This window comes from Devosia sp. LjRoot3, assembly GCF_964252865.1.
Lineage (GTDB): Bacteria > Pseudomonadota > Alphaproteobacteria > Rhizobiales > Devosiaceae > Devosia.
This window is the reverse complement of record NZ_CAXUPK020000002.1, coordinates 194,123-217,855: the sequence shown is the minus strand read 5'-3', so window position 1 is coordinate 217,855 and position 23,733 is coordinate 194,123. Positions and strand designations below refer to the sequence as shown.

Here is a 23,733-nt window from a genome sequence, read left to right as displayed (position 1 = left end):
CAACCATGCTCCACGCTTTGAAAAAGCGGCTGAGATGTAAGAGTGAGGGGGTGTCTTGTCAATGTTGGCGAAATGGGCGACACCATCAGCCCACGGCGAATGAGGCCTCCCCAAGGGCCCACCGAAACATGCCTGAAACCGGCACAATTTGGCCCCCTTATTGTGTGAGGCACGGCACTTTCCGGGCCCGCCGCCCCGTTTGATCATGCCCGGCCCTCCCGGACCGGCCAAGGAGATCCAGGACGTTCATGATGAAGCTTTCCTCGCGCCTGTTGCGCACCATCTGTCTCGCCGCGCTTCTCGGTGCCGCGCCCACTATCGGCAGCTTCGCCCAGGAAGCGCCGGCGCCGGAAGCAGCACCGGCCGCAGTCGCGCCCGAAACCGTCGTCGCGACCGTGGGTGGTGAGCCGATCACCGAAGCCGATCTCAGCTTTGCCGCCGAAGACCTGGCCCAGGACCTTGCCCAGATGCCGGCCGAAGAGCGCCGCGCTTTCCTGCTGCGCGTCCTCATCGATATGAAGGTGATGGCTGGTGCCGCCAAGGAAGCGGGCATGGACCAGACTGAACTCTTCGCCCAGCGCCTGAAATATCTCGAAGAGCGCGCCCTGCGCCGCGCCTACTTTGCCGACGCCATTGCCGGCCAGGTGACCGAAGAGGCCATCCGCGCCGAGTATGACACCTTCGTCGCCCAGTTCCAGCCGGCCGAAGAAGTCCACGCCCGCCACATCCTGGTCGAGACCAAGGAAGAGGCCGACGCGATCAAGGCCGAGCTTGATGCCGGCGGCGATTTTGCTGCCATCGCCCAGGAAAAGTCGATCGATCCGGGTTCAGGCGCCAATGGCGGCGACCTCGGCTTCTTCGCCAAGGGCATGATGGTCCCCGAATTTGAAACGGCCGCCTTTGCGCTGGCCAATCCGGGCGACGTCTCCGCCCCGGTCCAGTCCCAGTTCGGTTTCCACATCATCAAGCTCGAAGAAAAGCGCCAGTCCGCTCCCCCGGCTTTCGAACAGGTCGCCCCGCAGATCCAGCAGCAGGTGCTGATGCGCGTCTTCAACGAAAAGGTCGAGGAACTGATGTCGGGCGTGACCATCGACGTCACCGATCCCGAGCTGAAGGCCGCCATGGACGCCCAGGACGCCGCTCAGGCCGCGCCCGCCGAAGGCGAAGCTGCACAGCAGTAGTGTTTTGGGTTTTTGAATTTTGGGCCACCCGGTTTCGATCGGGTGGCCTTTTTTTGTTTTGGGGCCGCCGAACGTCATCCTCGGGCTTGACCCGAGGACACATCACTTGATGGATGTCGTGGCAAGTGCAGAGCCCTCGGGTCAAGCCCGAGGGTGACGATCTGAGATCGCTACCCCTTGGCCTTATACCCCGCACACCCCATCAGCACCCCATCGACCACCCCGTCGATAACCTTCATCGCCTCATCGACCCGACCGATCAGCAATTGGTGCCAGGCAAACGACACGATCATGTCGACGATCAACTCGCCATTGACGTCCTCAGCCACCTCGCCGCGCGCCTTGGCCCGTTCCACGATCACTGCCGTCGCCTTCTTGCGCTCGGCCTGATAGGCAAAGAGCACCGCCGCCGCATCCGGATCGCTCTGCGCCTCGGCAATGATCGCCCGATAGACCACACCGCAAAGGCTGTCTTTCCAGAAGCCCAGCAGATGGCTTTCCAGGAGCGCCACGAGGTCGCCGCGCAGCGAGCCGGTATCGGGAAAGCCGCGCGCGTTCTTGAAGCGCTTGTAGACATCGAGCATCAGCGCCGTGCGATTGGGCCACCAGCGATAGATCGTGGGCTTGCCGGCCCGCGCCCGTCGCGCCACCGCTTCGATGGAAAAGCCTCCAATGCCGCTTTCGCGCAGCACGGCCTCAGCCGCATCAAGAATGGCCTCCTGGCTCGCCGGATTACGCCGCGCGCCGATCGAGCGGCGGGCGCCCTCGTCTGTGTCTTCAATGCTCGTTTCCATGCCCGCAATATGGGTCAAAAGAATCCCAAAGAAAAGACTTGAACGAAACGGCTCGTTTCGATACATAACGAAACGTACCGTTTCATTAGAGGTTCACATGCCCTTTTCCGCTCGTGCCCGCATGGCCCTGCTCATGACCTTCGCGGTCTATCCAGTCGTCGTCGTCTACGCCACCATCATCGGCTCTCTCACACCCGGCTGGGAATTCTGGCAGCGCAGCCTGATCCTCGTGCCCTTCATGGCTTCGACCATCGTCTTCTTCATCGTCCCCTTCATCCAGACCCGCTTCGGCGCCTTCATCGCCGGCAAGAAGAAGGCTATGGCCTGACCCCATCTGACGGCCGGAAGAAGACCCCGTGATCCCCGCGCGAGCGGGGATTTCCTTTTAATCGGGAGAAAAAGCGCAACGTCTTGCGCCCGCCACACCTTTGAGGCACACCAAATTCCTCGTTTGCCCGTTCAAGGTTTTGCGCCATGGCTGCCCATCCGGTTTCCCCGCTTGCCCCGAAATCCTATCCGGACCTGCCGGCCATCGATGGCGTGCGCTATGCCACCGCCGAAGCCGGCATCAAGTACAAGAACCGCACTGACGTCCTGCTCATGGCCTTTGACGAAGGCACCACCGCTGCCGGCGTTCTGACCCGCTCAAAGTGTTCGTCGGCCGCCGTCGACTGGTGCCGCGCCAACCTGCCGGGCGGGAAAGCCCGCGGTCTCGTCGTCAATTCGGGCAATGCCAATGCCTTTACCGGTGCCAAGGGCAAGGAAAGCGTGCAATTGACCGCCGACTATGCCGCCAAGGCCCTGGGCTGCTCCACCAGCGAAATCTTCCTCGCTTCGACCGGCGTCATCGGCGAACCGCTGCCGGCCAGCAAATTCGCCGGCGTCCTCGATGAAGCCGCCACGCGCCTCAATGAAACGCCCTGGATCGAGCCCGCCAAGGCGATCATGACCACCGACACGTTCCCGAAATTGGCGGGCGCCGTGCTCGAATTCGACGATGTCGAAGTCAAGATCAACGGTATCGCCAAGGGCTCGGGCATGATTGCCCCCGACATGGCCACCATGCTCTCCTTCGTCGTCACCGACATGCCCATTGCTGCCGATGTGCTGCAGGCCCTCCTCAGCGAGCACGTGCAGAAGAGCTTTAATTCCATCACCGTCGACAGCGACACCTCCACGTCCGACACCCTCCTCGCCTTTGCCACCGGCAAGGCCAAGGTCGAGCCGATCACCAGCCTCTCCGATCCGCGCGCAGCATTCTTCGGCGAAGCCCTGTTCGATGTTCTCTTCGAACTCGCCATCCTGACGGTGCGCGACGGCGAAGGCGCCACCAAGCAGGTCGCCGTCAATGTCGAAGGCGCCACCTCTGACGCCTCGGCCTTCCGCATCGCCAAGGCCATCGCCGACTCGCCACTGGTCAAAACCGCCATTGCCGGCGAAGACGCCAATTGGGGCCGTGTCGTCATGGCTGTGGGCAAGGCCGGCGAACCGGCAGATCGCGATCGCCTCGCCATCCGCTTCGGTGACCTGCTGGTCGCTGAAAACGGCGAACGCGCCGCCGTCTACGACGAAGCCGCCACCTCGGCCTATATGAAGGGTGAAGAACTGGAAGTGACCGTCTCCCTCGGCCTCGGCGAAGGCTCGGCCACGGTCTACACCTGCGACCTCACCCACGGCTACATCACCATCAACGGCGACTATCGGAGCTAAGGGCCAGCCCTCCTCCACCCACAGTGTCATTCCCGCGAAAGCGGGAATCCCTGTTTGGGCACCAGAAACGGAGATCCCCGCTTTCGCGGGGATGACACCGAGTAAAGCAATGACATCATGACCCAACTCACCCTCCCAGACGTCGAAACCGTTGAACGTGCCGGCCTCGAAGCCTGGCCCGGAATCGAAGTCAAATGGGATGGCAATTGGGTCCGACGCGCCTCCGGCGGCTATACCAAGCGCGCCAATTCGGCCCAGTGCTTTGACCCCAATGACGATGTGGATGTCGAAGACCGCATCATCGGCGCCAGCTCCTGGCTGGTCGTGCGCGGCGTCAAACCCGTCTTCCGCATCACCCCCCTCTCGGCCCCCGCGCTCAACGAAGCGCTGGATGATGCCGGCTGGGACGAGATCGACCATTCGCACCTCTATGCCATGCCGCTCGCAGCGCAGGAGCCGGATGCGCAGGGTAAACTCCTGCCGCTCCTCGATCCCGCCTTCCTCGCCGCCCAGCAAAAGCTAAAAGGCTCCGACGAAATCGAGATGGGCCGCATGAAAGCCCTGTTGGCGGTCATGTCCGTACCGGCCACCGGCATTGTGGTCTATCGCGACGGCGAACCGGTCGCCTCCGGCCTCATGGCCATTTCAAATGGCATCGTCATCACCGGCAATGTCATCACCGACCCCAGCCGCCGCCGCCAGGGTCTCGCCGCCGCCATGATGCGCACCGGTCTCAACTGGGCTCACGAGAAGGGCGCCACCATTGCCGCCCTCAACGTCCAGGCCGACAATGACGCGGCCAAGGCGCTCTATTCCGGCCTCGGCTTCACCCACCAATACGACTACCACTATCGCATTCCCGGGGCGCCCAAATGAGCGAACAAAAGCCAATCCTGCTCGTCGTCGCCTGTGCGCTCGTCGACACCGACCGCCGCGTGCTCATTGCCCAGCGTCCCGAGGGCAAGCACATGGCCAATATGTGGGAATTTCCCGGCGGCAAGATCGAGCCCGGCGAAACCCCGGAAGCTGCAATCATTCGCGAACTGCGCGAAGAGCTTGACGTCGAGACCAAGGAAGCCTGCCTCGCCCCGCTCTCCTTCGCCAGCCACACCTATGAGCACATGCACTTGCTTATGCCGCTCTATGTCTGCCGCCGCTGGCAGGGCACGCCCAGGGCCAAGGAGCATCAGGCGCTCAAATGGGTCCGCCCGCAGGCCTTGCGCGACTACGCCATGCCACCCGCGGACGAGCCGCTGATCGCTGCATTGTGTGATTTGCTTTAGGCGCTGAGGCGCCCTACACCACCCACGGCGTCATTCCCGCGAAAGCGGGAATCTCTGTTTCCAGAATAGATTCCCGCTTTCGCGGGAATGACACTGTGAAATGAGGCTTACCGCCCGACGATCTTGTACTTCGCCCCAACCTGCACCGCATCGCCCGGATAAAGGTTGTTGAGGATGAAGAACAGATCGCGACCGCCCGGAATATTGGCCATCTGCGCGGCGAGCTTGTCGGCGGTATCGCCCGCCTTGGCGGTGATGACGCGCATGGACAGCTTGCGGATCTGGTTGAGTTCAGCCGCCTCGGCACGCTTGAAACTCTTTACGGTCGCATCGGCCCCTGCAGCAAAGCGCTGGCTATCCGCCTTGGCCGCAAAAATGAAGCGATAGACCGCACCATCGAGCCGCATGACCGCGACGCGGAAGAACCACTGGTCCGTCTGCGCCAGGCCCGAGGCCATTTCGATGCCATTGTAATTGTGCGAGGTGACCGTCTCGGCCTTGAGCCCGGCGATCCAGCCCGATTTGAGATAGTCGGTCAGCGCCATATTGGCCTGCACATCGGCACTGTCGAAGCGTACGGCCTCGCCATCGCCGGCGACACCCACCACGGCGCTCTGCGCCGTCTGCAGCGCATAGCCCTGCGGCACGGTGAAGGTGAATTTCGAGCCCGAATGGATGAAGCGATTGCCGACAATGGAACCCTGCGAGGGGCTGTCGCCAAAGGCCATGCCCGAGACCGCCGCCATATAGCCATCGCGATCGGTTTCCCCGACGCTCGAGCTGCCGAACATCTGCCGGGCCGTATCGGCCGCCTTCTGGATGCGGGCCGGCGTCGATGGGTGCGAGGACAGGAACCCGTCGTCCCCCGCCTGATCGCCAGCCGAGAAGGCGGCGAACCGGCTCATCACGCCGAGGAAACGCGCCGCGGCCTGCGGATCAAAGCCTGCCTTGCCGGCAAACTTTATGCCTTCCCTGTCCGCTTCCAGCTCCTGGCTCTGCCCAAAGGCGGCCAGCGATTCGCGGGTACGGTTAGCCGTGGCGTCCGTAGAGGTGTCGCCGCCAAAAATGCCAGTAATGACGCGATCGACGATCTGCGTCGTGCGCGTCTTGTCGGTACGCGCACGCGCATGGCGCAGCGTCACGTGGGCAATTTCATGCGCCAGAACGGCCGCCAGCTCGCTCGTATCCGAAGCCAGCGCCAGAATGCCGCGCGTCACATAGATATAGCCGCCCGGTAGCGCAAAGGCATTGACCTCGGACGTGTCGAGGATCGTCACCTGGAACTGCGCATTGGGCTGGTCGGCGGCCGCCAGCAGGCGCCCGACGATGCGCGCCACCATGATCTCGGCTTCGCGGTCGGAATAGACGCCGCCATAGGCGGCGATAATGCGCGGATGCTCGCGCCGGCCGATAACAACGTCATCGGGCTCGGTGCCTTCCGGCACGACCATGGGAGCGGGCGTATCGCCGGTACGGCTCACCGCCACCGACGACCCTGTCAGCGACGAGCAAGCCCCCAGAGCCAGGAGCGAAACGGCCAGAGCGCCGAGGCGCATTGTTTTTTTGGACAGAGAAAGCGCCGTCATCGCGTCGCCAAAACCTCAATCTGTTCGGGATGGGTAATTTCGATGCGCGGACCATCCCGGTCGTCCACCCATCCACGAATGCGCACCAGTGCCCCCTCAAGCACCAGCGGGTCTAGTCCAGCAGTCTCGAAGAGCCGCAAGGCCGGCGCTTCGATCACGGCGGTGAAGTCTTCTTTCCAGAACCGGCCAAAATTGAGGAAAATGCGGGAGCCACTGCGGTCGGCCAGGAGCACCCTGCCTTCCACCAGTTCATAATGTCCCACACGATCCAGCAATTCGCCCGGTCGGTCCGCCGCACGCACGCTGTAATAGGGATTGGCCCAAATGCCAAGCCGATCCGCACGGGCGCGCGCTTCCGCCGCAAAAAGTGGCTCAAGGCATTGCCGGTTATCCGGGAAGGAATAGACCCGCGCCAGCCCCGCACCGACCATGAAGAGCTGCGCCCAGACCTCGCCATTGTCCGTTTCGACGAAGACATGCGCCAGTATCCGCTCGTGCCGGTCGATCTCTTCGCCGCCAAAGCCAAGGCGCACGCTTTTGTTGAGCACGAGATCGGCCAGCGCCTTCTGCGCCTCGGGCGCCAGCGGCCAGGTCTCGAAATCGTCCCGTCCGAGCGGCAGTTTTGGGGCCTGCGTGCCGATCAGGCGCACCTTGCGCCCGTCATTGAGAACGACCGTATCGCCATCGGTCACCTCGACCACCACGCCGCCCGGCGCCATAGACAAGCTCTCGCAGGCCAGCGTGGTGCTGGCCAGCAAGGCAAAGGCAGCCGTCGATATCAACGTGGTCCCGCGCAAGAATCTGTCCCGCAACACTTCGTTCACCATAGGGACGATTAAGGCAAAAAAGCATTACCAGAACCTGACAGAGCGCGATCACGGGCAAGAGAGATTGCCAATTTGATCGCAGACGGCCAAGCTGAAGCCTCAAGGAGAGCGGCAATGAGCAAGACGGGAACAATCCGCACCGGCACTGCAGGCTGGGTTTTCGAACCCTGGCGCGGCACGTTCTTTCCCACTGGCCTCGTCCAGAAGAAAGAACTCAACTATGCCAGCCGCCACCTGACCAGCATCGAGATCAACGCCACCTTTCGCGGCAATCAAAAGCCCGAAAGCTTCGCCAAATGGGCCGGCGAAACGCCGGAGGGCTTTCAGTTCTCGATCAAGGGGCCGCAGCTCGTCACCCATATCAAGCGGCTCAAGAACTGCACTGACGCGCTGGCCGGCTTCTTTGCCTCGGGCCCCCTCGCCCTCGGCGATCGCCTCGGCCCATTCATCTGGCAATTGCCGCCCAACCTGGCCTTTGATCCCCCGAGCTTTTCGGCCTTTCTCGCCCGGCTCCCGCGCGACATCGAGGCGTACCTCGCCCTCGCCAGCAAGTCAGACGGTGCCAAGGCCCCACCCTATCTCGAAGCCAATGGCAACAAGACCTTCCGCCACGCCGTGGAAATGCGCCACGACAGCTTCAACAAGCCCGAAGTCGACGCCCTCCTCCGCGAGCACAATGTCGCCCGCGTGATCGCCGACACCGCGGAGAACCCGCGCTTCGACCTTACCGCCGATTTTGCTTATTGCCGCCTGCAGGGTCCCGCCCGTCCCGGCGCTGCCGGCTATGAAGATTCGGACATGTCCGAACTCGCCAAAACCCTCGCGGGCTGGCGTGACACCGGCGTCGACACCTATGCCTATTTTGTCCACGAGGACAAATTGCACGCACCAGCCAATGCCATGGCCCTTGCGGAGAAACTCGGCATCAAACCTTCCGCCTGATCACGACAACGTGCCCTGCTGGCTTTTGCCACAAAGCGGCGCTAAGCCCCTGCCCCATCAAGCGTCATTCGAGAATTTCCATGGCCATTGCGTCCCGCGCCCCCCTCGACAAGCTCGCCGCCGGCGCCGCTTTCCTCCTCGGCTTTGCCACCATCGCTGCGGCGCTCGGCAGCCAGTATATCGGCGGCCTCTACCCGTGCGAACTCTGCCTCGAACAGCGCATGGCTTACTATTGGGGCCTGCCGCTGCTGGCGCTGATCCTGGTGCTCTGGAACCGCCTCCCCCTGCCGGTCTGGTATCTGGGCATGGTCATCGTCACAGGCATTTTCGCCTGGGGCACCTATATGGGCTCCTACCACGCTGGCGTCGAATGGGGTTTCTGGCCCGGCCCCACCGCCTGCACCGGCGTCGGCGACAGCTTCAGCTTCGACCAGCTCAACAGCATGACTCCAGTCATCGGCTGCGACGTCGTGCAGTTCCGTTTCCTGGGACTTTCGCTCGCGGGGTATAACGCGCTGATTTCGCTGGCGATCGTCGTCCTGCTGATCGGCGCGATTGTGTTTCAGGCGAAGCGTAAGCGCTAACCGGAACTAGTGCGCCAAGATATCCCTATGGTCCCGAGAGTCGTTCAGAACATGGACGACTTGGATTAGGCCGCCACTCGCCAGATAATATATCGAGTAGCCGCGAAAGGGACATCGCCTTAGTGGCCGCGAATAACCTTCCACAACGGGATGACGCCCCGGAAACTCGGCTAGGCGATAACACTGCGCGAGAATTTCACGCACAAAGTTGGCGGCGTTTGGTGGACTATCGAGACCGTGTAGTCCGCGATGCTTTCAAGGTCATATTCCGCACTGGTGGCGATTCTGACCTTGGCACTCATGAGCGCTTTGCCATCGCTTCATACTTCTCGATGAGGCGCTGGGCCACCTCTTCCAGGGGCTTGGTTCGCCCCGCCTCAATATCGGCAAGCCCACGCTCCAGCGCTTCCCGCAGTCGCGACTCGCGCTCCTGCACCAGCCGAACGCCCTCGCGCAGCACTTCGCTCTTCGAATTATACCGACCGTTCTCGACGAGATCGTTCACGACCTTTTCGAGCGTCGCACCCAAATCCGCACTGATCGCCATGTCACCGTCTCCTGCAAAGTTCATCCAATAATAGTTATTGGACAGTCCCGCAGCAAGTCAGGATTGCTACGAACGGGTCACGGCTCGAGCTCGATGTCCCAGTAGAGATAGTCGAGCCAGCTCTTGTGCAGGTGGTTGGGCGGGAAAGCCCGGCCATTGTTGTGCAGGTCATGCACGGTCGGCGCGAACGGGGCCTGATGCGGGAACATCTTGATCTCGCTCGGCATCCGGTTCGCCTTGCGCAGATTGCAAGGCGCACAGGCCGCCACGACATTTTCCCACGTCGTCAAACCGCCCTTCGAACGCGGAATGACGTGATCAAACGTCAGATCATCGCGCGAGCCACAATATTGGCATTGGAAGCGATCGCGGAGGAAAACGTTGAAGCGGGTAAAGGCCGGATGCCGCGCCGGCTTCACATAATCTTTCAGCGAAACCACGCTCGGCAGCCGCATTTCGAAGCTGGGCGAGTGGATCACCGTGTCGTAGTGCGAAACGATGTTCACGCGTTCGAGGAACACCGCCTTGATCGCGTCCTGCCACGACCATAACGACAAGGGATAATAGCTGAGAGGCCGGAAATCGGCGTTCAGCACGAGGGCGGGACAGGCCTCAGGCGACACATGGATGGTCACGAGAGTCTCCCGGAACGGGAATCTGTTAAGTCCATAGCCCCTTTATAGTAAGCCCTTTGTGTCAGGGCTGTGAAGCGGGGATGAAGGACTTATTTCGCCGCGACACGCCCGATAAAATCGGCAGCAAAGCCGAGCCCATCCGGGGCAATTCCATGCCCCACGCCGCGGCTCACATGATATTTGACCTCAAAGCCCGCCTCATCAAGCAAGGTATTGGCCTCGCTCGAAAGATTGGGATCGACGACATCGTCTAGATCGCCATGCACAAGGCAGATCGGCGGCTTTGCGAGCGCCTCGCCGCCAAATCCCTCCGGCGGCAAGAACGCTCCCGAAAAACCGATAACGCCCATGAGCTTTTCGGGCAGCCCCGTGCCCACATGCAGCGCCATCATCGCACCTTGGCTGAACCCTGCCAGGATCGTCCGCTCCGGCGTGATTCCCGTCTGCGCCCAGAGATCGCGCAAGAACCCTTCGAGCACCGGCCGCGCCTCGATCACACCCGTCTGACGGCTCGCCAGCCGATCACCGGCCCAGTCTATGGCAAACCACTGAAACCCGCCCATTTCCGTCCCGATCGGCGCATTGGGCGAGACGAACAGCGCGCCGGGAAGGAGGTGCCGCCAGTGCGGCGCCAGCCCAATGAGATCATTGCCGTCACTGCCATAGCCATGGAGCAGAACCACCGCAGCATCGGGCCCCTGCCCATTGGCTGGCGGCATCATCGGCCCCGAAAGCTTGATCACAGCAAAATCCCTTCCTTGTCGCGCAGAATGGCGAAATAGCGCCAGAACAGCAGCGCCGCGGCCGACCGATGCGGCGACCAACTTTGTGCAAGGCCGATCATCTCCTTGATCGTCGGACGCACGTCAAGGCCAAGCCCATGATGCGCGGCTTTCAGCAAGGCCAGGTCCCCCGCCGGGAAAATGTCGGGATGCGCCGCACAAAAGAGCAGATAGACCTCGGCCGTCCACGGCCCGATCCCCTTTAGCGCCACCAGTGCCTTGATCGCCTCCTCGGCCGGCAGGCCATCGACCTCTGCAAAATTGAGATCCCCCGCCTCAACTGCCTCGGCAATCGTCCGCACCGCCAGAAATTTCCCGCGCGAAAACCCGGCGCTACGCACCGTCTCTTCATCGAGCAAAAGGTAAGATTGAGGCTCCAGCGCCCCCGGCAGTTTTTCAAAGCGACCCCAGATGGCGGCGGCGCTTTGCACCGAAAGCTGCTGGCCGCAGATCACCTTGGCCATGCCGGCAAATCCCTTGGGATTGACCCGCGGCAACACCGCCCCGACGCGCTCCCGCATCGGCAGCAATTGCGGCACCATGGCGATCAGATGGTCGAGATGCACCGCGACGCCTTCGGCCGTATCGATCCGCGGTGACGCCCCCGGCGCAAAAGTGCTAGTCGTCAAAGTCATGTCCAAAAAACCAATTCTTCGTTTCGCCCCGAGCCCCAATGGGCGCCTGCATCTCGGCCACGCGCTTTCCGCACTCGTGACCTGGCAGGCCGCCGAAATTTTCGGCGGCACGGTGCTTTTGCGCATCGAAGACATCGACATCACGCGCTGTAAACCCGAATTTACCGAAGCCATTTTCGAGGACCTGAAATGGCTCGGCCTATCCTGGCCCGAACCGGTCCTCATCCAGTCCGAGCGCTTCGAGATTTATGCAGAAGCCGCCAATCGCCTGCGCCAGCGCGATCTCATCTATCCCTGCTTCTGCTCCCGCTCCGACATTGCATCCAAGGCCGAGGATACCGACCCCGACGGCGCGCCCATCTATCCCGGCACCTGCAAGCACCTCTCCAATGCCGAGCGCATCGAGCGGCTCGAACGCGGCGACCCCGTTCAGTTCCGCCTCCACACCGACCGCGCCATTGAAGAAGCCGGCATGCTGACCTTTACGGTCATCGGCCCAACCCTGCGCGATCGCCCACAAATCCGCTACGCCCGCCCGCAACGCTGGGGCGATGTGGTGCTGCAGCGCAAGGACATCGGCACCAGCTACCACCTCAGCGTCGTCGTCGACGACGCTGACCAGAACGTGACGCACATCACCCGCGGCCGCGACATGGAGGCGGCAACGGATATCCACGTCCTCCTGCAAATGCTGCTGGGTTTTCCGACGCCCATTTACCACTTCCACCGCCTTCTCCTCGGCGACGATGGCCAAAAACTGGCCAAATCCAAAAACAGCAAAACCCTCGCCGATTTGCGCAGCGAGGGTTGGACTGCCGATGATGTGCGAAGGGCTGTGGGTTTCTAGGCCGCGAGCTTCTTCGCCCCCATCAGCTCCTCCACCGTCGCCGCCACCGCCCCCTCAAACGGCGTCCCGAAATCCGCTCCCAAAATCCCATCGAGCCGCGGATCGACCAGCTCCATCTCATTGAGCCACAGATACCGCATGCGGTAGATATCCCGCATGATCGGGTTGAAAAGCCCCACCGCCCGGATCATCCACCATTGCAGCGGCGACACCGCAACCTTGCCCGGCAGCGCCGTCTGGATCGCCCCCATCATCTGCCCATGCGACACCCAGTGCCCGGCAAAATGGAAGTTTTCGTACCTTCCGAGCGCCGCCCGCTTCTCGGCCAGCACTGCAAAGGCATTCGCAAGATCAGGCAGATAGGCCCAGCTATGGCGCAGTTTCAGGTCGCCCATGTGGTAGAGCTTGCCCTTGGCGATATCCATCATCATCGCCGCCTCGAACCACTCCCCGCGATTGCCCGGCCCGAAGAAATCGCCACCGCGCAAAATGATCGTCTGGAATTTCCCCGCCGCCGACGCCTCGCGCAGCAGCGTTTCGAGCCGGATGCGGATCTCCCCTCGCGGCGCCTCCGCGCTCTGCCGCGTCGCGGGCGAAATGGTCCGATCCCCAGCCCGATAGTTATAGATCGTCCCCGGAAACAGCAGCGTCTTGCCGCTATTACCCAGCGCATCAATGACAACCTGCAACTGCTTTTCCGAGCGGCCATTGCCCCACTGATGATAGGGCAGGTGCAGCGCATGCACGACCACATCGGCATCCGCAATCGCCGCCCGCACCACCGCGACATCATCGGCATCGCCGGCCACAAACGCCGTACCGCTGACTGGCTTGCGGTTCGTCCGCCCCAGCCCCGTCACGCTCCAGCCCGCATCGCGAAAAGCAATCATCGCCGCATTGCCGATATGGCCGTTGCTGCCCAAAACCGTCACTTTACCCTTGGCCATTCTGCGTCTCCTTGACTTGCTGGAGACCAAAATGCCCGCTACAGATTTTTATAGCGATTGGCCAAATTTCGAGATTTGATATTCAATTATGAATAGAGAGCCTGACTGGTCCCTCTGGCGCAGCTTTGCCGGTGTCATCGAACACGGCTCGCTTTCCGCCGCCGCCCGCGCCCTCAATTCGAGCCAGCCGACCATCGGCCGCCATATCGAGCTGCTGGAAACCCAGCTCGGCCTTCAGCTCTTCGAGCGCAGCCTTTCGGGCCTCAAGCCAAACAGCACGGCCCTCAAACTCTATGGCCCCATAGCACAGGCGCAAACCGCGCTCGCCGAAGCCAACATGATGGCCGAAGGCGCCCAGGACGACACCGGCGGCACCGTGCGCATCACCGCCAGCGCCATGATCTCAAACTATGTGCTGCCCGAAATCCTCGTGCCGATCCGCGCCCTCCATCCGCGCATCGCTCTCGAAATCGTCCCCTCGGATTCAGCCGAAAACATCCTCATGCGCGAGGCCGATATCGCCATCCGCATGTTCCGCCCCACCCAGCTCGAGCTGGTGACAAAACACCTCGGCGACATCGAACTCGTTCCCGCCGCCCACGAACGCTACCTCGCCCGCCGCGGCCGCCCCACGACGCTTGCCGAACTCTGGCAGCACGACCTTCTCGGCTTTGACCGCTCCAGCGCCATCGTCACCCATGCGCGAAAACTCGGCTTTTCGCTCAATCGCGAAAATTTCGTCATCCGCTCCGACGACCAGCCGCACCTCTGGGAATTGTTGCGCGCCGGCATCGGCATCGGCTTTGCCCAGGCCAATCTCGTGCGCCGCACGCCGGGCCTCGTCGCCCTGCCCATCGACATCGCCATCCCCCCTCTCCCGATCTGGCTGACGACGCACAGGGAATTGTACACCTCCCACCGCATCCGCGCCGTTTATGATGCCTTGGCGAGTGGCCTTCTCGCCTATATTGAAAGCTGAACCGGCAAGGAGGCCAAACCCATGCAAACTCTTCTCAATATCGGCATTGCGCTGGCCCTGCTGTTCGTCATCGTCGTCCTCGGCATGGGCCTGTGGAACATGACCAAGGGTGGCTCGGCCAATACCAGCCAGCGCCTCATGCGCCTGCGCGTCATGGGCCAGGCCGTCGCCATCCTGTTGCTGATCGGCGCCCTGTTCTTCTTCGGCGGCGGCCGCGGCTGATCCCGCCCACCTTGCCGCTCGGCGGCAAAAGTGCTGACGTCTGCCCGGCCCAAGGAGAAAAGCCCTGTTCCTGCCCCTGCATGACGTCAATCCGCATCGCCATGTCAGATTTCCCTACGTCACCTATGGGCTGATCGCGCTCAATATTTTGGTCTTCCTCGTCCAGGCGACACTGCCCCCGGCCGCCTTCGATGAAGCAACGATCTATTTCGGCATGATCCCCATCGTGGTGCGCGATATCTATCCCGCCCCGCTCCCCTGGCTGCCGGACTGGGCAACACTGGTCACCTATGCCTTCCTCCATGCCGATTGGCTGCATCTTCTCTCGAACATGCTGTTCCTCTGGGTTTTTGGCGACAATATCGAAGACGCCATGGGCCATCTGCGCTTCCTCGTCTTCTATCTCGCCTGCGCCGTGCTCGCCGCCCTGGCCCATCTCGCCTTCAACCTCGATGGCAATGGCCCGCTCATCGGCGCCTCCGGGGCCGTGGCCGGCGTCATGGGCGCCTATATTCTCCTCTTCCCCCATGCCCGCGTCTTCGTCCTAGCGCGCATCGTCATCCCCATTCCCCTGCCCGTTCCGGCCTTCTGGATGCTGGGCTTTTGGGTCCTTACCCAGCTCTTCTATCTCGTCATCGGCTCGCAAGAATCCGTCGCCTGGTGGGCCCATATCGGCGGCTTCGCCGCGGGTGTCATACTCGCCGCGCTGATGCGCCGCCGCGACGTCATGCTTTGGGGCGGCCGCTAGAACCAGACGGACAGAGTTTCTTTACCCTGACCTGCTAGGCTTCCACCGTCTCGTAGTATTGCGTAGGGAAGACCAGCATGGATACCGATCTCGCCTCCAGCCTGATGGCGGCCCGCACCGCGCAGACGCAGCAATCGGTCCAGATCGCGATCTTCAAGAAGTCGCACGATATGCAGACCCAGCTTCTCGACATGCTCCTGCAGCCGGCCCAGGCAGCTCTTCCACCGGGCCAGGGCACGCAGGTCGACAAAACCGCCTGAGATTTTCCCGATGAGCAATGCCCTCGGCACCAGCACATCGGTCATGATCAACCGCATCGCCACCCGCGAGGGCGCCTCGCCGAACACCCTGCTTGCGCAAGTCGCAAAAATGCGCGGCGAAATGGCGCTCACGCAAAACAAGGCAGAGCCCGAAGCCCTGCCCGACATTGTGCGCAATCCCGTAAACGGGGCCGAAGTCGACCTCTTGGTCTAAGGCCCCCGGATCGTCACCCTCGGGCTTGACCCGAGGGCTCTGCACTTATTGCGCCATCGCCAAGTGAAGTGTCCTCGGGTCAAGCCCGAGGATGACTTGTGGTGAGCCGACGACCCTCTACCCCCTAAGTCCGATCAGCGCCTCGACCACCGCTTTGCCATCCTTGCTGTGCCATTCCGCTGGCCCTTGCAGCACAGCCAATTCACACCCTTCCGGATCGAGCAGCAGCGTTGCCGGCAAGCCCACGGCCACCGCCTCACGCTTCAGCCGGTCAAAGGCCGCAAAGGTGTTGTCGGCATAAAGCGGCAAGTTCTTGAACTGCCCAGCATTCAGAAATTCCTCGGCCTTGGCCAATCCGCCTTCGCCGATATCGAGATTGATCGGCACCACCTGGAACTTGTCCGAATTGTATTCCGTCGCAATCGCATCGAGCGCCGGCATCTCTTCGCGACAGGGCACGCACCAGCTGGCCCAGAAATTGACCAAGAGCGCCTTGCCCGAAAAATCACCCAGCGTCATTTCCGTGCCATCGGCACTCTTGAACGCCATATCGGCATAGCCGCGCCCCTCGCCGGTCCCATTGACCGCCGCCAATTCACCCACCGCGGCGGCATCCACGATCTGCGCCTGCGCCGTCTGCACGGGGCAGGAGTTGGCCGAGGCGGCATTGCCGAGATAAACCCACGAAGCTATAGCTACGCCCGCAACCGCTACCCCCAGTCCTCCGAGTGCCCAGAAATTGCGGCCTGCTGGCTTGGGTTGGCTGGTGTCCGACATGGGCTACTCCTGAAAGGCAGACGATGAGCAACAAGATGTGGGGTGGACGGTTTGCATCCGGCCCCGACGCCATCATGGAAGAAATCAACGCTTCGATCGGTTTCGACCAGCGCCTGTTCCGCCAGGATATTGCCGGATCAAAGGCCCATGCCACAATGCTCGCCGCAACGGGCATTCTGACGCAGACCGATCGCGACGCTATCCTTTTGGGTCTAGACGAGGTGCTCGCCGAAATCGAGAACGGCTCGTTCAAATTCTCGCGGGCTCTCGAAGACATCCATATGAATGTCGAATCACGCCTGCGCGAAAAGATCGGCGACGCCGCCGGGCGCCTCCATACCGCCCGCTCGCGCAACGATCAGGTCGCGACCGATTTCAAGCTCTATGTCCGCGACACCATCGATCACCTGGTCGCCCAGATCCACACGCTGCAGCTGGCTCTCGTAAAGCGCGCCGAGGAAGAGGCCGAAACCATTCTGCCCGGCTTCACGCACCTGCAAAATGCCCAGCCGGTCACCTTCGGCCATCATCTCCTCGCCTATGTCGAAATGCTCGGCCGCGATGCCGGCCGCCTGACCGATGCCCGCCGTCGCCTCAACGAAAACCCGCTCGGCTCCGCAGCCCTTGCCGGCACGCCCTACCCCATCGACCGCGACATGACGGCCAATGCCCTCGGTTTTGACCGCCCCACCGCCAATTCGCTCGATGCCGTCGCCGACCGCGATTTTATTCTTGAGACGCTGGCCGCCGCCGCGATCTGCGCCATGCACCTCAGCCGTTTCGCGGAAGAGATGGTCATCTGGTCTTCGGCCCAGTTCGGCTTCATCAAACTCTCGGACAAGTTCACCACCGGCTCGTCCATCATGCCGCAGAAGCGCAATCCGGACGCCGCCGAACTGGTCCGCGCAAAAATCGGCCGCATCATGGGCTCGCTCAATTCCCTGCTCGTCGTCATGAAGGGCCTGCCGCTCGCCTATTCCAAGGACATGCAGGAAGACAAGGAAGTCGCCTTCGACGCCCTCGACGCGCTCTCCCTGTCGCTGGCCGCCATGACCGGCATGGTCTCGGACATGCAGCCCAACCGCCAGAAAATGCACGCCTCCGCCTCGGCCGGCTTTTCGACCGCCACCGACGTTGCCGACTGGCTGGTGCGCGAGCTGAACATCCCCTTCCGCGATGCCCACCACATCACCGGCCAGGTCGTCGCCCTCGCCGAGTCCAAGAATTGCGGTCTCGAAGGTCTGACCATCGAGGATTTCAAAGCCGTCGACGAACGCATCGACTCCCGCATCCACAAGGTGCTCACCGTCGAAGCGTCAGTCGCCGCCCGCAAATCCTATGGCGGCACCGCCCCGATCAACGTCCTCGCCCAGGCCGCCCGCTGGAAATCCACCCTCACCGGCGAAGACCACGAGCCCCGCCCGCTCACCGCAAAGAAGCATGGCGGCCATGGCGATGGCGGTGTTGAATAGACGAGTGCACTCGGGCAATCTGAACGCCGAATCCTGAGCGTTCACCGCGTCATCCCCGCGAAAGCGGGGATCTCTCTTCACCGCCAGGGATTCCCGCTTTCGCGGGAATGACGCTGTGGGTGTTGGGAGAAGACGGAGGCCGAATGCTTAAAGACCAGCGACAGATGCGCCTCACCTCGCGCCATGTCGCCTATCTGACGCCCGAAAATCCGTCCGATGTCATGCCGCCTCCTCCCGAGGGCATGACGGAAGCGAGTCTCGCCGACCACCGCGAAACCATCGCAAAATTCTTCGGCCCCGACGATAACGACGAGACCTGGATTTTTGCCTATGGCTCGCTGATCTGGAAGCCGGCCTGCGACTATGTCGAAATCCGCACCGGCCTCCTCCACGGCTGGCATCGCGCCTTTTGCCTGGGCTGGAACAACCGCTTTCGCGGCAGCGACCAGAATCCCGGCCTGATGCTGGCGCTCGACCGCGGCGGCGCCTGCAAGGGTGCGCTCTATCGCCTCCCACCCGGCAAGCGCGATGAGAGCCTCATAAAACTGTTCGAGCGCGAAATGGGCTGGAAGCCCACCGCCTTCCCTCCGCGCATGGTGACAGTCCGCTCCGGCGAGCGCACCATCCGTGCCCTGACCTTCTGTATCGACCGCAATTCCGGCCGCTACATTTCAGGCCTTTCGGAAGACCAGATCGCCGATGTCCTCGCCAAGGCCGTCGGCAGCCGCGGCTCCATGGCCGAATATCTGTTCTCCACCGTCGAACACCTCGAACAGATGGGCCTCCACGACGCCCATCTCTGGCGCCTCCAAAACCTCGTCGCCGAGCGCATCGAAGCCGTTTATGAGACGGATCGATAAGTCTCACTTTTGTTTTCTGGGCCGTTGGCTTACGGAAGCGCTGACTTCACACGCTCCCGGCGAGCGCGGCACACAAGGCACGAAAAATGGTCCACCATTTCCAGCACCGCGACGGCACCCTCTACGCCGAGGACGTCAACCTCAATGACCTGGCTGAAAAGGTCGGCACGCCCTTTTACGTCTATTCTTCGGCGACCCTCCGCCGCCATGTCCGCGTCGTGCGCGAAGCGTTTGAGGGCATCCCGACGCTGATGGCCTATGCCATGAAGGCCAATTCCAATCAGGCCGTTCTCACCCTGATGGCCCATGAAGGCTGCGGCGCCGACGTGGTCTCGGGCGGCGAGCTCCAGCGCGCGCTCGCCGCCGGCATTCCCGCCGAAAAGATCGTCTTCTCCGGCGTCGCCAAGACCGTCGCCGAAATGCGCCAGGGCCTCACCGCCGGCATCAAGTGTTTTAACGTCGAGAGCGAACCCGAACTCGAACGCCTCTCCATGATCGCGTCCGACATGGGCCTCACAGCCCGCGTCTCCGTCCGCGTCAATCCGGATGTCGATGCGCGCACCCATGCGAAAATTTCGACCGGCAAGTCCGAGAACAAGTTCGGCATTCCCTATAAGCGCGCCCGCGACGTCTATCGCCGCATTGCCGAGCTTCCGAACATCGTCGCCGTCGGCGTCGACATGCATATCGGCAGCCAGATCACCGATCTCGAACCTTTTGGGAACGCCTTCGGCCTCATGGCCGAACTGGTAAAGGCCCTGCGCGAAGACGGTCACGACATCCACCATGTCGACGTCGGCGGCGGCCTTGGCATTCCCTATCACCATGACCAGGAAGCCCCGCCGCATCCGGAAGCCTATGCATCAGTCGTCCGCGACAAGATCGGCCAATTGGGCTGCACCCTCGTCATCGAGCCTGGCCGCCTGCTCGTCGGCAATGCCGGTATCCTCGTCACCAAGGTCGAATATGTGAAGGAAGGCTCGTCCAACTTCATCATCGTCGACGCGGCCATGAACGACCTGATCCGCCCAACGCTCTACGAAGCCCATCACGACGTCGAACTGGTCAACCAGTCCAACCTCCCCCCGATCACCGGCGACATCGTCGGCCCCGTCTGCGAAACCGGCGACTACCTCGCCAAGGGCCGCACGATTCCGGGCGTAAAAGAGGGCGACCTGCTCTCGATCATGAGCGCGGGCGCCTATGGCGCCGTCATGGCCTCGACCTACAATTCGCGCCCGCTGATCCCCGAAGTTTTGGTCGACGGCCCCCGCTGGCACGTCATCCGCCCGCGCAAATCGATTGAAGAATTGCTGGCGCTGGATTCGGTGCCGGACTGGGTGTGAGGTAAGGCCCCCACCTAGCCTCCTCCAACCACGACGTCATTCCCGCGAAAGCGGGAATCTCATCTTCGGCCCCAAAAACAGAGATCCCCGCTTTCGCGGGGATGACACAGTGGATTTGGCTCGATAGTGCCGCCAACTCGATGCAACACCTCCCCCTTGATGGGGGAGGATGGGAGGGGGTGACGGCGAACGCCGATGCCCCCTACTCTTCCCTCGCCTGCCGCGCCAGCGACAGCACCTCAACCGGCCGCCCCTCGAGCGCGTCTTCCACCTTGGCCAACAGTTCCGCCAGCGTAAACGGCTTCACGATCACATCGTAAACCAGCGCCTCGAGCCCATGCGCGCGCTCGCGCTGGTCGGCAAAGCCGGTCATCAGCACGATCGTAACGTCCGGAAAAGCCGAGCCCACCTGCAGGGCCAGCGCGATCCCGTCCATCACCGGCATCTTGATATCGGAGAGCAGCAGGTCGAACTTGCCGCCCTCTGCCTCCATGGTCTCGGCGGCTAGCCCGCCATCTTCCTCGGCCACGACCTCATGGCCTTTCATGGTGAGCGCGGTCACCACGAATGCGCGAACGGATGGGTCGTCTTCAGCGACAAGAATGCGGGCCATAGGCAGTCTCCGGGCGGCGGGTCGGGGCCTTGCGGCAGCAACCGGACCTGTCAGGGGCAAAGGTGACAGGCCACACGCTCACTTCAATATAGGAACGATCCCATCAGTGGTGAACAGCGGGCGCGGCAGCTTCAACAGAAGGTTCCGCCGGATGTCCGGCTTCCGCGCTCGGCGCAGCTTCGTCGCCATGGCCTTCTGCAACGGCATTGTCTTCGGCTGCACCATGTCCCTCAGCTTCGCCATGGGCTGGCGGCGCTTCGGCGGCCGGCGCATTGCCGGTCGAAGCCGCGGCCGGTTCGCTCGTGTTGGTAGCGGCACGGCCGCCTGCAAAGGTCAGGCGCACCTTGACCGCCTCTGCCGGCGGCAGCGGCAGGCGCGTATCGAGCGTCGCCCGTTCGCCGGCCATCAGGTCGCGAATGCGCGGCGTCACGCTCCACTCATAGATCGTGTGGCCCGTCGTATCGAGAAGGCTCACCAGCACCGGCGGCACCGTCACGGGATTGGGCATCAGCCCAACGAGCTGGGCCGAAACCACAAGCACTTCCTTGCCTTCCGAGAGACCCCGCGTCGATTGCAGATGCGAAAGCTCAAGCCCCACCACATTTACGCCGAGCCCAACGGCCTCATAAATCCCAGCCAGATCCGGATTGCGCTCAACAATCTGCACGCGCCCGAAATAGGCAATGCCCAGAATGCCGGCCAAACCGACCGCACCGACCACCCGCGCATAGCGCCGCATGCGCGCCAGCGGCAGGCGCGACACCATGGCGGTCTGCCGGCGCGACAGCGCCTTCTGCCGGGCTCGCATCTCGGCAGCCGTCTCGCGCTTCTTGGCAGGGCGCGGCTCCACCGGTTCGACCGGTCGGGCCTCGACATCGACAATGGTTTTTTCCTCGGCCTCGATGGCAGCGTCGAGCGCCTCTTCGGCCATGGATTCAAACAGCCGGTCCGATTCGGGATCGGGTTTCGGCACCAGCTTCAGGTCCGGCTTGGGATCGGGCAGGGCCGACTGCTGCCAGGATTGGTGGCACGAGGCGCACTGCACCTTGCGGCCAACCGATCCGATGGCCTCATAGGTCACCTGGTACTTGGTCTGGCAATTGGGGCAGGTAATGATCATCGAGCCGGCAGCCGTTTCGGGTGTTGCCTGACCCTATCCCTGCTTGGGTTAATACTCCTCAAACCCATGAGAAATCACAATTGTGCCGCTTTCCCCCCGGCATAGCGGGCATCCATGCCGCGAACACACGTCGGCGCTGCTATGATGCGGCCCACTCGTGATTCGCTTTTTGCGTTGAGACTACCGGACGAGCTGGGGAGCACCCGTTCTTGATCGATTTTTCCGATGTCGGCCTGCGCTATGGCAATGGTCCTGAAATCCTCAGCGATCTCACCTTTTCCATCGAGCCCGGCTCCTTCCACTTCCTCACCGGCCCCTCCGGCTCGGGCAAGACCAGCCTCCTGCGTCTGCTGTTGCTCTCGCTCAAACCGAGCCGCGGCAAGGTGACGATGTTCAATGAGGATGTGGGCAAGCTCGATCAGGATAGCCTGCTGCAATTGCGCCGCCATATCGGCATCGTCTTCCAGGAATTCCGCCTCCTCGACCACCTGACGACCTTCGAAAATGTCGCCCTGCCTCTGCGCGTCCTCGGCCAGCCGGAAAGCGAATATCGCCCCAATGTCACCGAGCTGCTCGAATGGGTCGGCCTCGGCGAACGCATGCACGCGTTGCCGACGGTTCTTTCCGGCGGCGAAAAGCAGCGTGCCGCCATTGCCCGCGCCGTCATCGCCCGCCCCAAAATTCTCCTTGCCGACGAGCCGACCGGCAATGTCGACCCGGACCTGTCGAGCCGCCTCGTCCATCTCTTTGCCGAGCTCAACCGCACTTTGGGCATGACCATCATTCTCGCCACGCACGAATTGCCGCTGCTCGATCGCTTCTCCTATCCGCGCATGGTGCTCAACAAAGGGGCTCTGACCATCCATGACTAGGAGCCTCCTCTCCCGCCTGCCCCATTGGCTGCCCATTCCGCGTCGTGGCGGCGGCGCCCCCATCGTGCCCGAGCATTCCGTTGCCGGCCGCACGCTGCTCCTTCTCATCACCATCATGAGCTTCCTCTCCGCCGTGACTCTTGGCGGCGTCGTGCTGGTGCAGAAATCAGCCATCGCATGGTCGGCCGATGTCGGCCGCGAAATGACCATCCAGATCCGCCCCGTCGAGGGCGAGGTGATGGACAGCAATCTGCGCACCGCAGTCTCGCTCGCCGAAGCCACCCCCGGCGTTGCCGGCGCCCGCGCCCTCACCATCGAGGAAAGCCAGGCCCTGCTCGAACCCTGGCTTGGCGCCGGACTCGATCTCTCTGCCATTGAAATTCCGCGCCTCGTCGTCGTGCAATTGGCCGATCCGGTCGATGCCGATATCGAGCAGCTGCAGCGCAATCTCGGGGCGATCAAGGGCGCGAGCCTCGATACCCACGCCGCCTGGCGACAACAGCTCAACACCATGGCCGGCACGGTGGTCGTCTCCGGCCTGCTTGTGCTCGGCCTGATCGGCGTCGCCACGGTCCTTGCCATCATTTTTGCCACCCGTGGCGCCATGGCGTCAAACCGCGAAATCGTCGACGTGCTCCATTTTATCGGGGCATCCAACAAGTTCATTGCCGGCGAATTCCAGGGGCGGTTCCTCTCCATTGGCCTCCAGGGCGGGCTTCTCGGCTCGCTCCTCGCGGCCCTCTTCTTCCTCCTGATCGGCACCGCCGCCGGCTCAGTCCTCCCCACCGAAGCCACCGCCCAGGTCGGCTATGTCTTTGGCAGCTTCGTGCTCGGGCTCGATGGCATCATCTTCATTGCGTTGGTCGTCCCGGTCATCGCGGCCCTGACCGCCATCACCTCGCGGCTCACCGTCCGGCGTTACCTCAGCGAAGCATCTTGAGGTAACCCAT

At 62.5% G+C, this 23,733-nt stretch carries 29 protein-coding genes and 1 pseudogene; 18 read left to right on the top strand and 12 right to left on the bottom strand.

Annotation, left to right across the window (positions count from 1 at the left end; all coding sequences use genetic code 11):
• Nucleotides 1–248 precede the first annotated feature (248 nt).
• Nucleotides 249–1,181 (top strand): peptidylprolyl isomerase, encoded by a 933-nt coding sequence (locus ACSQ2A_RS08130; RefSeq protein ID WP_436071801.1) that lies wholly within the window; start codon nucleotides 249–251, stop codon nucleotides 1,179–1,181.
• A 170-nt stretch (nucleotides 1,182–1,351) separates the two neighbouring features.
• On the opposite strand, the gene ACSQ2A_RS08125 is transcribed toward ACSQ2A_RS08130, so the two are convergent.
• Nucleotides 1,352–1,993: a TetR/AcrR family transcriptional regulator gene (locus ACSQ2A_RS08125; RefSeq protein WP_436071800.1), complete on the bottom strand. Its 642-nt coding sequence runs from the start codon at nucleotides 1,991–1,993 to the stop codon at nucleotides 1,352–1,354.
• Between the two features lie 79 nt (nucleotides 1,994–2,072).
• On the opposite strand from ACSQ2A_RS08125, the gene ACSQ2A_RS08120 reads away from it, so the two are divergent.
• The 4 genes from ACSQ2A_RS08120 to mutT all read left to right on the top strand — a co-directional run bounded on the left by ACSQ2A_RS08120 (nucleotide 2,073) and on the right by mutT (nucleotide 4,968).
• Nucleotides 2,073–2,303 carry a hypothetical protein gene (locus ACSQ2A_RS08120; protein WP_436071799.1) on the top strand — a complete coding sequence of 77 codons (231 nt, stop codon included), beginning with the start codon at nucleotides 2,073–2,075 and terminating at the stop codon, nucleotides 2,301–2,303.
• Nucleotides 2,304–2,449: 146 nt separating this feature from the next.
• Entirely contained in the window at nucleotides 2,450–3,685 is a 1,236-nt protein-coding gene (gene argJ / locus ACSQ2A_RS08115) for a bifunctional glutamate N-acetyltransferase/amino-acid acetyltransferase ArgJ (RefSeq protein ID WP_436071798.1), read from the top strand.
• 117 nt (nucleotides 3,686–3,802) lie between these two features.
• Nucleotides 3,803–4,561 (top strand): GNAT family N-acetyltransferase, encoded by a 759-nt coding sequence (locus tag ACSQ2A_RS08110; RefSeq protein WP_436071797.1) that lies wholly within the window; start codon nucleotides 3,803–3,805, stop codon nucleotides 4,559–4,561.
• Nucleotides 4,558–4,968 carry an 8-oxo-dGTP diphosphatase MutT gene (mutT, locus tag ACSQ2A_RS08105; RefSeq protein ID WP_295415801.1) on the top strand — a complete coding sequence of 137 codons (411 nt, stop codon included), beginning with the start codon at nucleotides 4,558–4,560 and terminating at the stop codon, nucleotides 4,966–4,968. The genes ACSQ2A_RS08110 and mutT overlap by 4 nt, the downstream gene beginning before the upstream one ends.
• Before the next feature lie 107 nt (nucleotides 4,969–5,075).
• Here the strand turns inward: mutT and ACSQ2A_RS08100 are convergent, their stop codons facing one another.
• Together ACSQ2A_RS08100 and ACSQ2A_RS08095 are read right to left on the bottom strand one after the other, a co-directional pair.
• Entirely contained in the window at nucleotides 5,076–6,554 is a 1,479-nt protein-coding gene (locus ACSQ2A_RS08100) for a M48 family metalloprotease (protein WP_295415803.1), read from the bottom strand.
• A complete protein-coding gene (locus ACSQ2A_RS08095) occupies nucleotides 6,551–7,351 on the bottom strand; it encodes a thermonuclease family protein (protein WP_436071796.1) in 801 nt (266 codons plus the stop codon). Before ACSQ2A_RS08095 ends, ACSQ2A_RS08100 begins: the two co-directional genes overlap by 4 nt.
• 144 nt (nucleotides 7,352–7,495) lie before the next feature.
• Between ACSQ2A_RS08095 and ACSQ2A_RS08090 the strand changes: the two genes are divergently transcribed.
• Both ACSQ2A_RS08090 and ACSQ2A_RS08085 read left to right on the top strand, forming a co-directional pair.
• Entirely contained in the window at nucleotides 7,496–8,323 is an 828-nt protein-coding gene (locus ACSQ2A_RS08090) for a DUF72 domain-containing protein (RefSeq protein ID WP_436071795.1), read from the top strand.
• An 80-nt stretch (nucleotides 8,324–8,403) separates the two neighbouring features.
• Nucleotides 8,404–8,907, top strand: a complete 504-nt coding sequence (locus ACSQ2A_RS08085) for a disulfide bond formation protein B (RefSeq protein WP_436071794.1) — start codon at nucleotides 8,404–8,406, stop codon at nucleotides 8,905–8,907.
• A 6-nt stretch (nucleotides 8,908–8,913) separates the two neighbouring features.
• On the opposite strand, the pseudogene ACSQ2A_RS08080 reads toward ACSQ2A_RS08085, so the two are convergent.
• The 5 genes and pseudogenes from ACSQ2A_RS08080 to ACSQ2A_RS08060 form a co-directional block, all read right to left on the bottom strand.
• Nucleotides 8,914–9,129: pseudogene (locus ACSQ2A_RS08080) on the bottom strand (type II toxin-antitoxin system RelE/ParE family toxin); the annotation flags it as partial.
• Nucleotides 9,130–9,205: 76 nt separating this feature from the next.
• Complete coding sequence (locus tag ACSQ2A_RS08075; protein ID WP_436071793.1) at nucleotides 9,206–9,454, bottom strand: type II toxin-antitoxin system ParD family antitoxin; 249 nt, start codon at nucleotides 9,452–9,454, stop codon at nucleotides 9,206–9,208.
• Nucleotides 9,455–9,531: 77 nt separating this feature from the next.
• Nucleotides 9,532–10,089: an HNH endonuclease gene (locus ACSQ2A_RS08070; protein WP_295415815.1), complete on the bottom strand. Its 558-nt coding sequence runs from the start codon at nucleotides 10,087–10,089 to the stop codon at nucleotides 9,532–9,534.
• An 89-nt stretch (nucleotides 10,090–10,178) separates the two neighbouring features.
• Nucleotides 10,179–10,832: an alpha/beta hydrolase gene (locus ACSQ2A_RS08065; RefSeq protein WP_436071792.1), complete on the bottom strand. Its 654-nt coding sequence runs from the start codon at nucleotides 10,830–10,832 to the stop codon at nucleotides 10,179–10,181.
• Nucleotides 10,829–11,500 (bottom strand): DNA-3-methyladenine glycosylase family protein, encoded by a 672-nt coding sequence (locus tag ACSQ2A_RS08060; protein ID WP_436071791.1) that lies wholly within the window; start codon nucleotides 11,498–11,500, stop codon nucleotides 10,829–10,831. The genes ACSQ2A_RS08065 and ACSQ2A_RS08060 overlap by 4 nt, the downstream gene beginning before the upstream one ends.
• A gap of 4 nt (nucleotides 11,501–11,504) precedes the next feature.
• On the opposite strand from ACSQ2A_RS08060, the gene gluQRS reads away from it, so the two are divergent.
• Nucleotides 11,505–12,353, top strand: coding sequence for a tRNA glutamyl-Q(34) synthetase GluQRS (gene gluQRS, locus ACSQ2A_RS08055; RefSeq protein ID WP_436071790.1), 849 nt, complete (start codon nucleotides 11,505–11,507; stop codon nucleotides 12,351–12,353).
• On the opposite strand, the gene ACSQ2A_RS08050 is transcribed toward gluQRS, so the two are convergent.
• Complete coding sequence (locus ACSQ2A_RS08050; RefSeq protein WP_436071789.1) at nucleotides 12,350–13,300, bottom strand: NAD-dependent epimerase/dehydratase family protein; 951 nt, start codon at nucleotides 13,298–13,300, stop codon at nucleotides 12,350–12,352. The two genes, gluQRS and ACSQ2A_RS08050, sit on opposite strands and share 4 nt — an antisense overlap.
• Before the next feature lie 88 nt (nucleotides 13,301–13,388).
• On the opposite strand from ACSQ2A_RS08050, the gene ACSQ2A_RS08045 reads away from it, so the two are divergent.
• The 5 genes from ACSQ2A_RS08045 (at nucleotide 13,389) to ACSQ2A_RS08025 (ending at nucleotide 15,723) form a co-directional block, all read left to right on the top strand.
• Complete coding sequence (locus tag ACSQ2A_RS08045) at nucleotides 13,389–14,279, top strand: LysR family transcriptional regulator (protein ID WP_436071788.1); 891 nt, start codon at nucleotides 13,389–13,391, stop codon at nucleotides 14,277–14,279.
• A 21-nt stretch (nucleotides 14,280–14,300) separates the two neighbouring features.
• Nucleotides 14,301–14,501, top strand: a complete 201-nt coding sequence (locus tag ACSQ2A_RS08040; protein ID WP_035086799.1) for a twin transmembrane helix small protein — start codon at nucleotides 14,301–14,303, stop codon at nucleotides 14,499–14,501.
• Between the two features lie 148 nt (nucleotides 14,502–14,649).
• Nucleotides 14,650–15,249 carry a rhomboid family intramembrane serine protease gene (locus ACSQ2A_RS08035; RefSeq protein ID WP_436071787.1) on the top strand — a complete coding sequence of 200 codons (600 nt, stop codon included), beginning with the start codon at nucleotides 14,650–14,652 and terminating at the stop codon, nucleotides 15,247–15,249.
• A gap of 77 nt (nucleotides 15,250–15,326) precedes the next feature.
• Nucleotides 15,327–15,509 carry a putative motility protein gene (locus tag ACSQ2A_RS08030; RefSeq protein ID WP_295415827.1) on the top strand — a complete coding sequence of 61 codons (183 nt, stop codon included), beginning with the start codon at nucleotides 15,327–15,329 and terminating at the stop codon, nucleotides 15,507–15,509.
• A gap of 10 nt (nucleotides 15,510–15,519) precedes the next feature.
• Entirely contained in the window at nucleotides 15,520–15,723 is a 204-nt protein-coding gene (locus ACSQ2A_RS08025) for a hypothetical protein (protein ID WP_436071786.1), read from the top strand.
• A gap of 117 nt (nucleotides 15,724–15,840) precedes the next feature.
• Here ACSQ2A_RS08025 and ACSQ2A_RS08020 read toward each other — a convergent pair whose 3' ends face one another.
• The gene (locus ACSQ2A_RS08020) at nucleotides 15,841–16,500 is read right to left on the bottom strand and encodes a TlpA disulfide reductase family protein (RefSeq protein ID WP_436071785.1); all 660 of its coding nucleotides are present in this window, start codon (nucleotides 16,498–16,500) and stop codon (nucleotides 15,841–15,843) included.
• 23 nt (nucleotides 16,501–16,523) lie between these two features.
• Here ACSQ2A_RS08020 and argH point away from each other — a divergent pair, with 23 nt between their 5' ends.
• The 3 genes from argH to lysA all read left to right on the top strand — a co-directional run bounded on the left by argH (nucleotide 16,524) and on the right by lysA (nucleotide 20,178).
• Nucleotides 16,524–17,972: an argininosuccinate lyase gene (gene argH / locus ACSQ2A_RS08015; protein ID WP_436071784.1), complete on the top strand. Its 1,449-nt coding sequence runs from the start codon at nucleotides 16,524–16,526 to the stop codon at nucleotides 17,970–17,972.
• 143 nt (nucleotides 17,973–18,115) lie between these two features.
• The gene (locus ACSQ2A_RS08010) at nucleotides 18,116–18,832 is read left to right on the top strand and encodes a gamma-glutamylcyclotransferase (protein WP_436071783.1); all 717 of its coding nucleotides are present in this window, start codon (nucleotides 18,116–18,118) and stop codon (nucleotides 18,830–18,832) included.
• Nucleotides 18,833–18,918: 86 nt separating this feature from the next.
• Nucleotides 18,919–20,178 (top strand): diaminopimelate decarboxylase, encoded by a 1,260-nt coding sequence (lysA, locus tag ACSQ2A_RS08005; protein ID WP_436071782.1) that lies wholly within the window; start codon nucleotides 18,919–18,921, stop codon nucleotides 20,176–20,178.
• Nucleotides 20,179–20,380: 202 nt separating this feature from the next.
• Here the strand turns inward: lysA and ACSQ2A_RS08000 are convergent, their stop codons facing one another.
• Nucleotides 20,381–20,791 (bottom strand): response regulator, encoded by a 411-nt coding sequence (locus tag ACSQ2A_RS08000; RefSeq protein WP_291420801.1) that lies wholly within the window; start codon nucleotides 20,789–20,791, stop codon nucleotides 20,381–20,383.
• A gap of 103 nt (nucleotides 20,792–20,894) precedes the next feature.
• Nucleotides 20,895–21,911, bottom strand: a complete 1,017-nt coding sequence (locus tag ACSQ2A_RS07995) for a zinc-ribbon domain-containing protein (protein ID WP_436071781.1) — start codon at nucleotides 21,909–21,911, stop codon at nucleotides 20,895–20,897.
• A 209-nt stretch (nucleotides 21,912–22,120) separates the two neighbouring features.
• Here ACSQ2A_RS07995 and ACSQ2A_RS07990 point away from each other — a divergent pair, with 209 nt between their 5' ends.
• Together ACSQ2A_RS07990 and ACSQ2A_RS07985 are read left to right on the top strand one after the other, a co-directional pair.
• The gene (locus tag ACSQ2A_RS07990) at nucleotides 22,121–22,783 is read left to right on the top strand and encodes a cell division ATP-binding protein FtsE (RefSeq protein ID WP_295415842.1); all 663 of its coding nucleotides are present in this window, start codon (nucleotides 22,121–22,123) and stop codon (nucleotides 22,781–22,783) included.
• Complete coding sequence (locus ACSQ2A_RS07985) at nucleotides 22,776–23,723, top strand: cell division protein FtsX (protein ID WP_295415845.1); 948 nt, start codon at nucleotides 22,776–22,778, stop codon at nucleotides 23,721–23,723. Before ACSQ2A_RS07990 ends, ACSQ2A_RS07985 begins: the two co-directional genes overlap by 8 nt.
• The last annotated feature ends 10 nt before the right edge of the window (nucleotides 23,724–23,733 follow it).

Bases quoted from the DNA above. Each gene is read 5' to 3' on its own strand.
- ACSQ2A_RS08130 (WP_436071801.1), top strand. From the start codon at position 249: ATGATGAAGCTTTCCTCGCGCCTGTTGCGCACCATCTGTCTCGCCGCG.
- ACSQ2A_RS08120 (WP_436071799.1), top strand. From the start codon at position 2,073: ATGCCCTTTTCCGCTCGTGCCCGCATGGCCCTGCTCATGACCTTCGCG.
- argJ (WP_436071798.1), top strand. From the start codon at position 2,450: ATGGCTGCCCATCCGGTTTCCCCGCTTGCCCCGAAATCCTATCCGGAC.
- ACSQ2A_RS08110 (WP_436071797.1), top strand. From the start codon at position 3,803: ATGACCCAACTCACCCTCCCAGACGTCGAAACCGTTGAACGTGCCGGC.
- mutT (WP_295415801.1), top strand. From the start codon at position 4,558: ATGAGCGAACAAAAGCCAATCCTGCTCGTCGTCGCCTGTGCGCTCGTC.
- ACSQ2A_RS08100 (WP_295415803.1), bottom strand. From the start codon at position 6,554: ATGACGGCGCTTTCTCTGTCCAAAAAAACAATGCGCCTCGGCGCTCTG.
- ACSQ2A_RS08090 (WP_436071795.1), top strand. From the start codon at position 7,496: ATGAGCAAGACGGGAACAATCCGCACCGGCACTGCAGGCTGGGTTTTC.
- ACSQ2A_RS08085 (WP_436071794.1), top strand. From the start codon at position 8,404: ATGGCCATTGCGTCCCGCGCCCCCCTCGACAAGCTCGCCGCCGGCGCC.
- ACSQ2A_RS08075 (WP_436071793.1), bottom strand. From the start codon at position 9,454: ATGGCGATCAGTGCGGATTTGGGTGCGACGCTCGAAAAGGTCGTGAAC.
- gluQRS (WP_436071790.1), top strand. From the start codon at position 11,505: ATGTCCAAAAAACCAATTCTTCGTTTCGCCCCGAGCCCCAATGGGCGC.
- ACSQ2A_RS08050 (WP_436071789.1), bottom strand. From the start codon at position 13,300: ATGGCCAAGGGTAAAGTGACGGTTTTGGGCAGCAACGGCCATATCGGC.
- ACSQ2A_RS08045 (WP_436071788.1), top strand. From the start codon at position 13,389: ATGAATAGAGAGCCTGACTGGTCCCTCTGGCGCAGCTTTGCCGGTGTC.
- ACSQ2A_RS08040 (WP_035086799.1), top strand. From the start codon at position 14,301: ATGCAAACTCTTCTCAATATCGGCATTGCGCTGGCCCTGCTGTTCGTC.
- ACSQ2A_RS08030 (WP_295415827.1), top strand. From the start codon at position 15,327: ATGGATACCGATCTCGCCTCCAGCCTGATGGCGGCCCGCACCGCGCAG.
- ACSQ2A_RS08025 (WP_436071786.1), top strand. From the start codon at position 15,520: ATGAGCAATGCCCTCGGCACCAGCACATCGGTCATGATCAACCGCATC.
- ACSQ2A_RS08020 (WP_436071785.1), bottom strand. From the start codon at position 16,500: ATGTCGGACACCAGCCAACCCAAGCCAGCAGGCCGCAATTTCTGGGCA.
- argH (WP_436071784.1), top strand. From the start codon at position 16,524: ATGAGCAACAAGATGTGGGGTGGACGGTTTGCATCCGGCCCCGACGCC.
- ACSQ2A_RS08010 (WP_436071783.1), top strand. From the start codon at position 18,116: ATGCTTAAAGACCAGCGACAGATGCGCCTCACCTCGCGCCATGTCGCC.
- lysA (WP_436071782.1), top strand. From the start codon at position 18,919: ATGGTCCACCATTTCCAGCACCGCGACGGCACCCTCTACGCCGAGGAC.
- ACSQ2A_RS08000 (WP_291420801.1), bottom strand. From the start codon at position 20,791: ATGGCCCGCATTCTTGTCGCTGAAGACGACCCATCCGTTCGCGCATTC.
- ACSQ2A_RS07995 (WP_436071781.1), bottom strand. From the start codon at position 21,911: ATGATCATTACCTGCCCCAATTGCCAGACCAAGTACCAGGTGACCTAT.
- ACSQ2A_RS07985 (WP_295415845.1), top strand. From the start codon at position 22,776: ATGACTAGGAGCCTCCTCTCCCGCCTGCCCCATTGGCTGCCCATTCCG.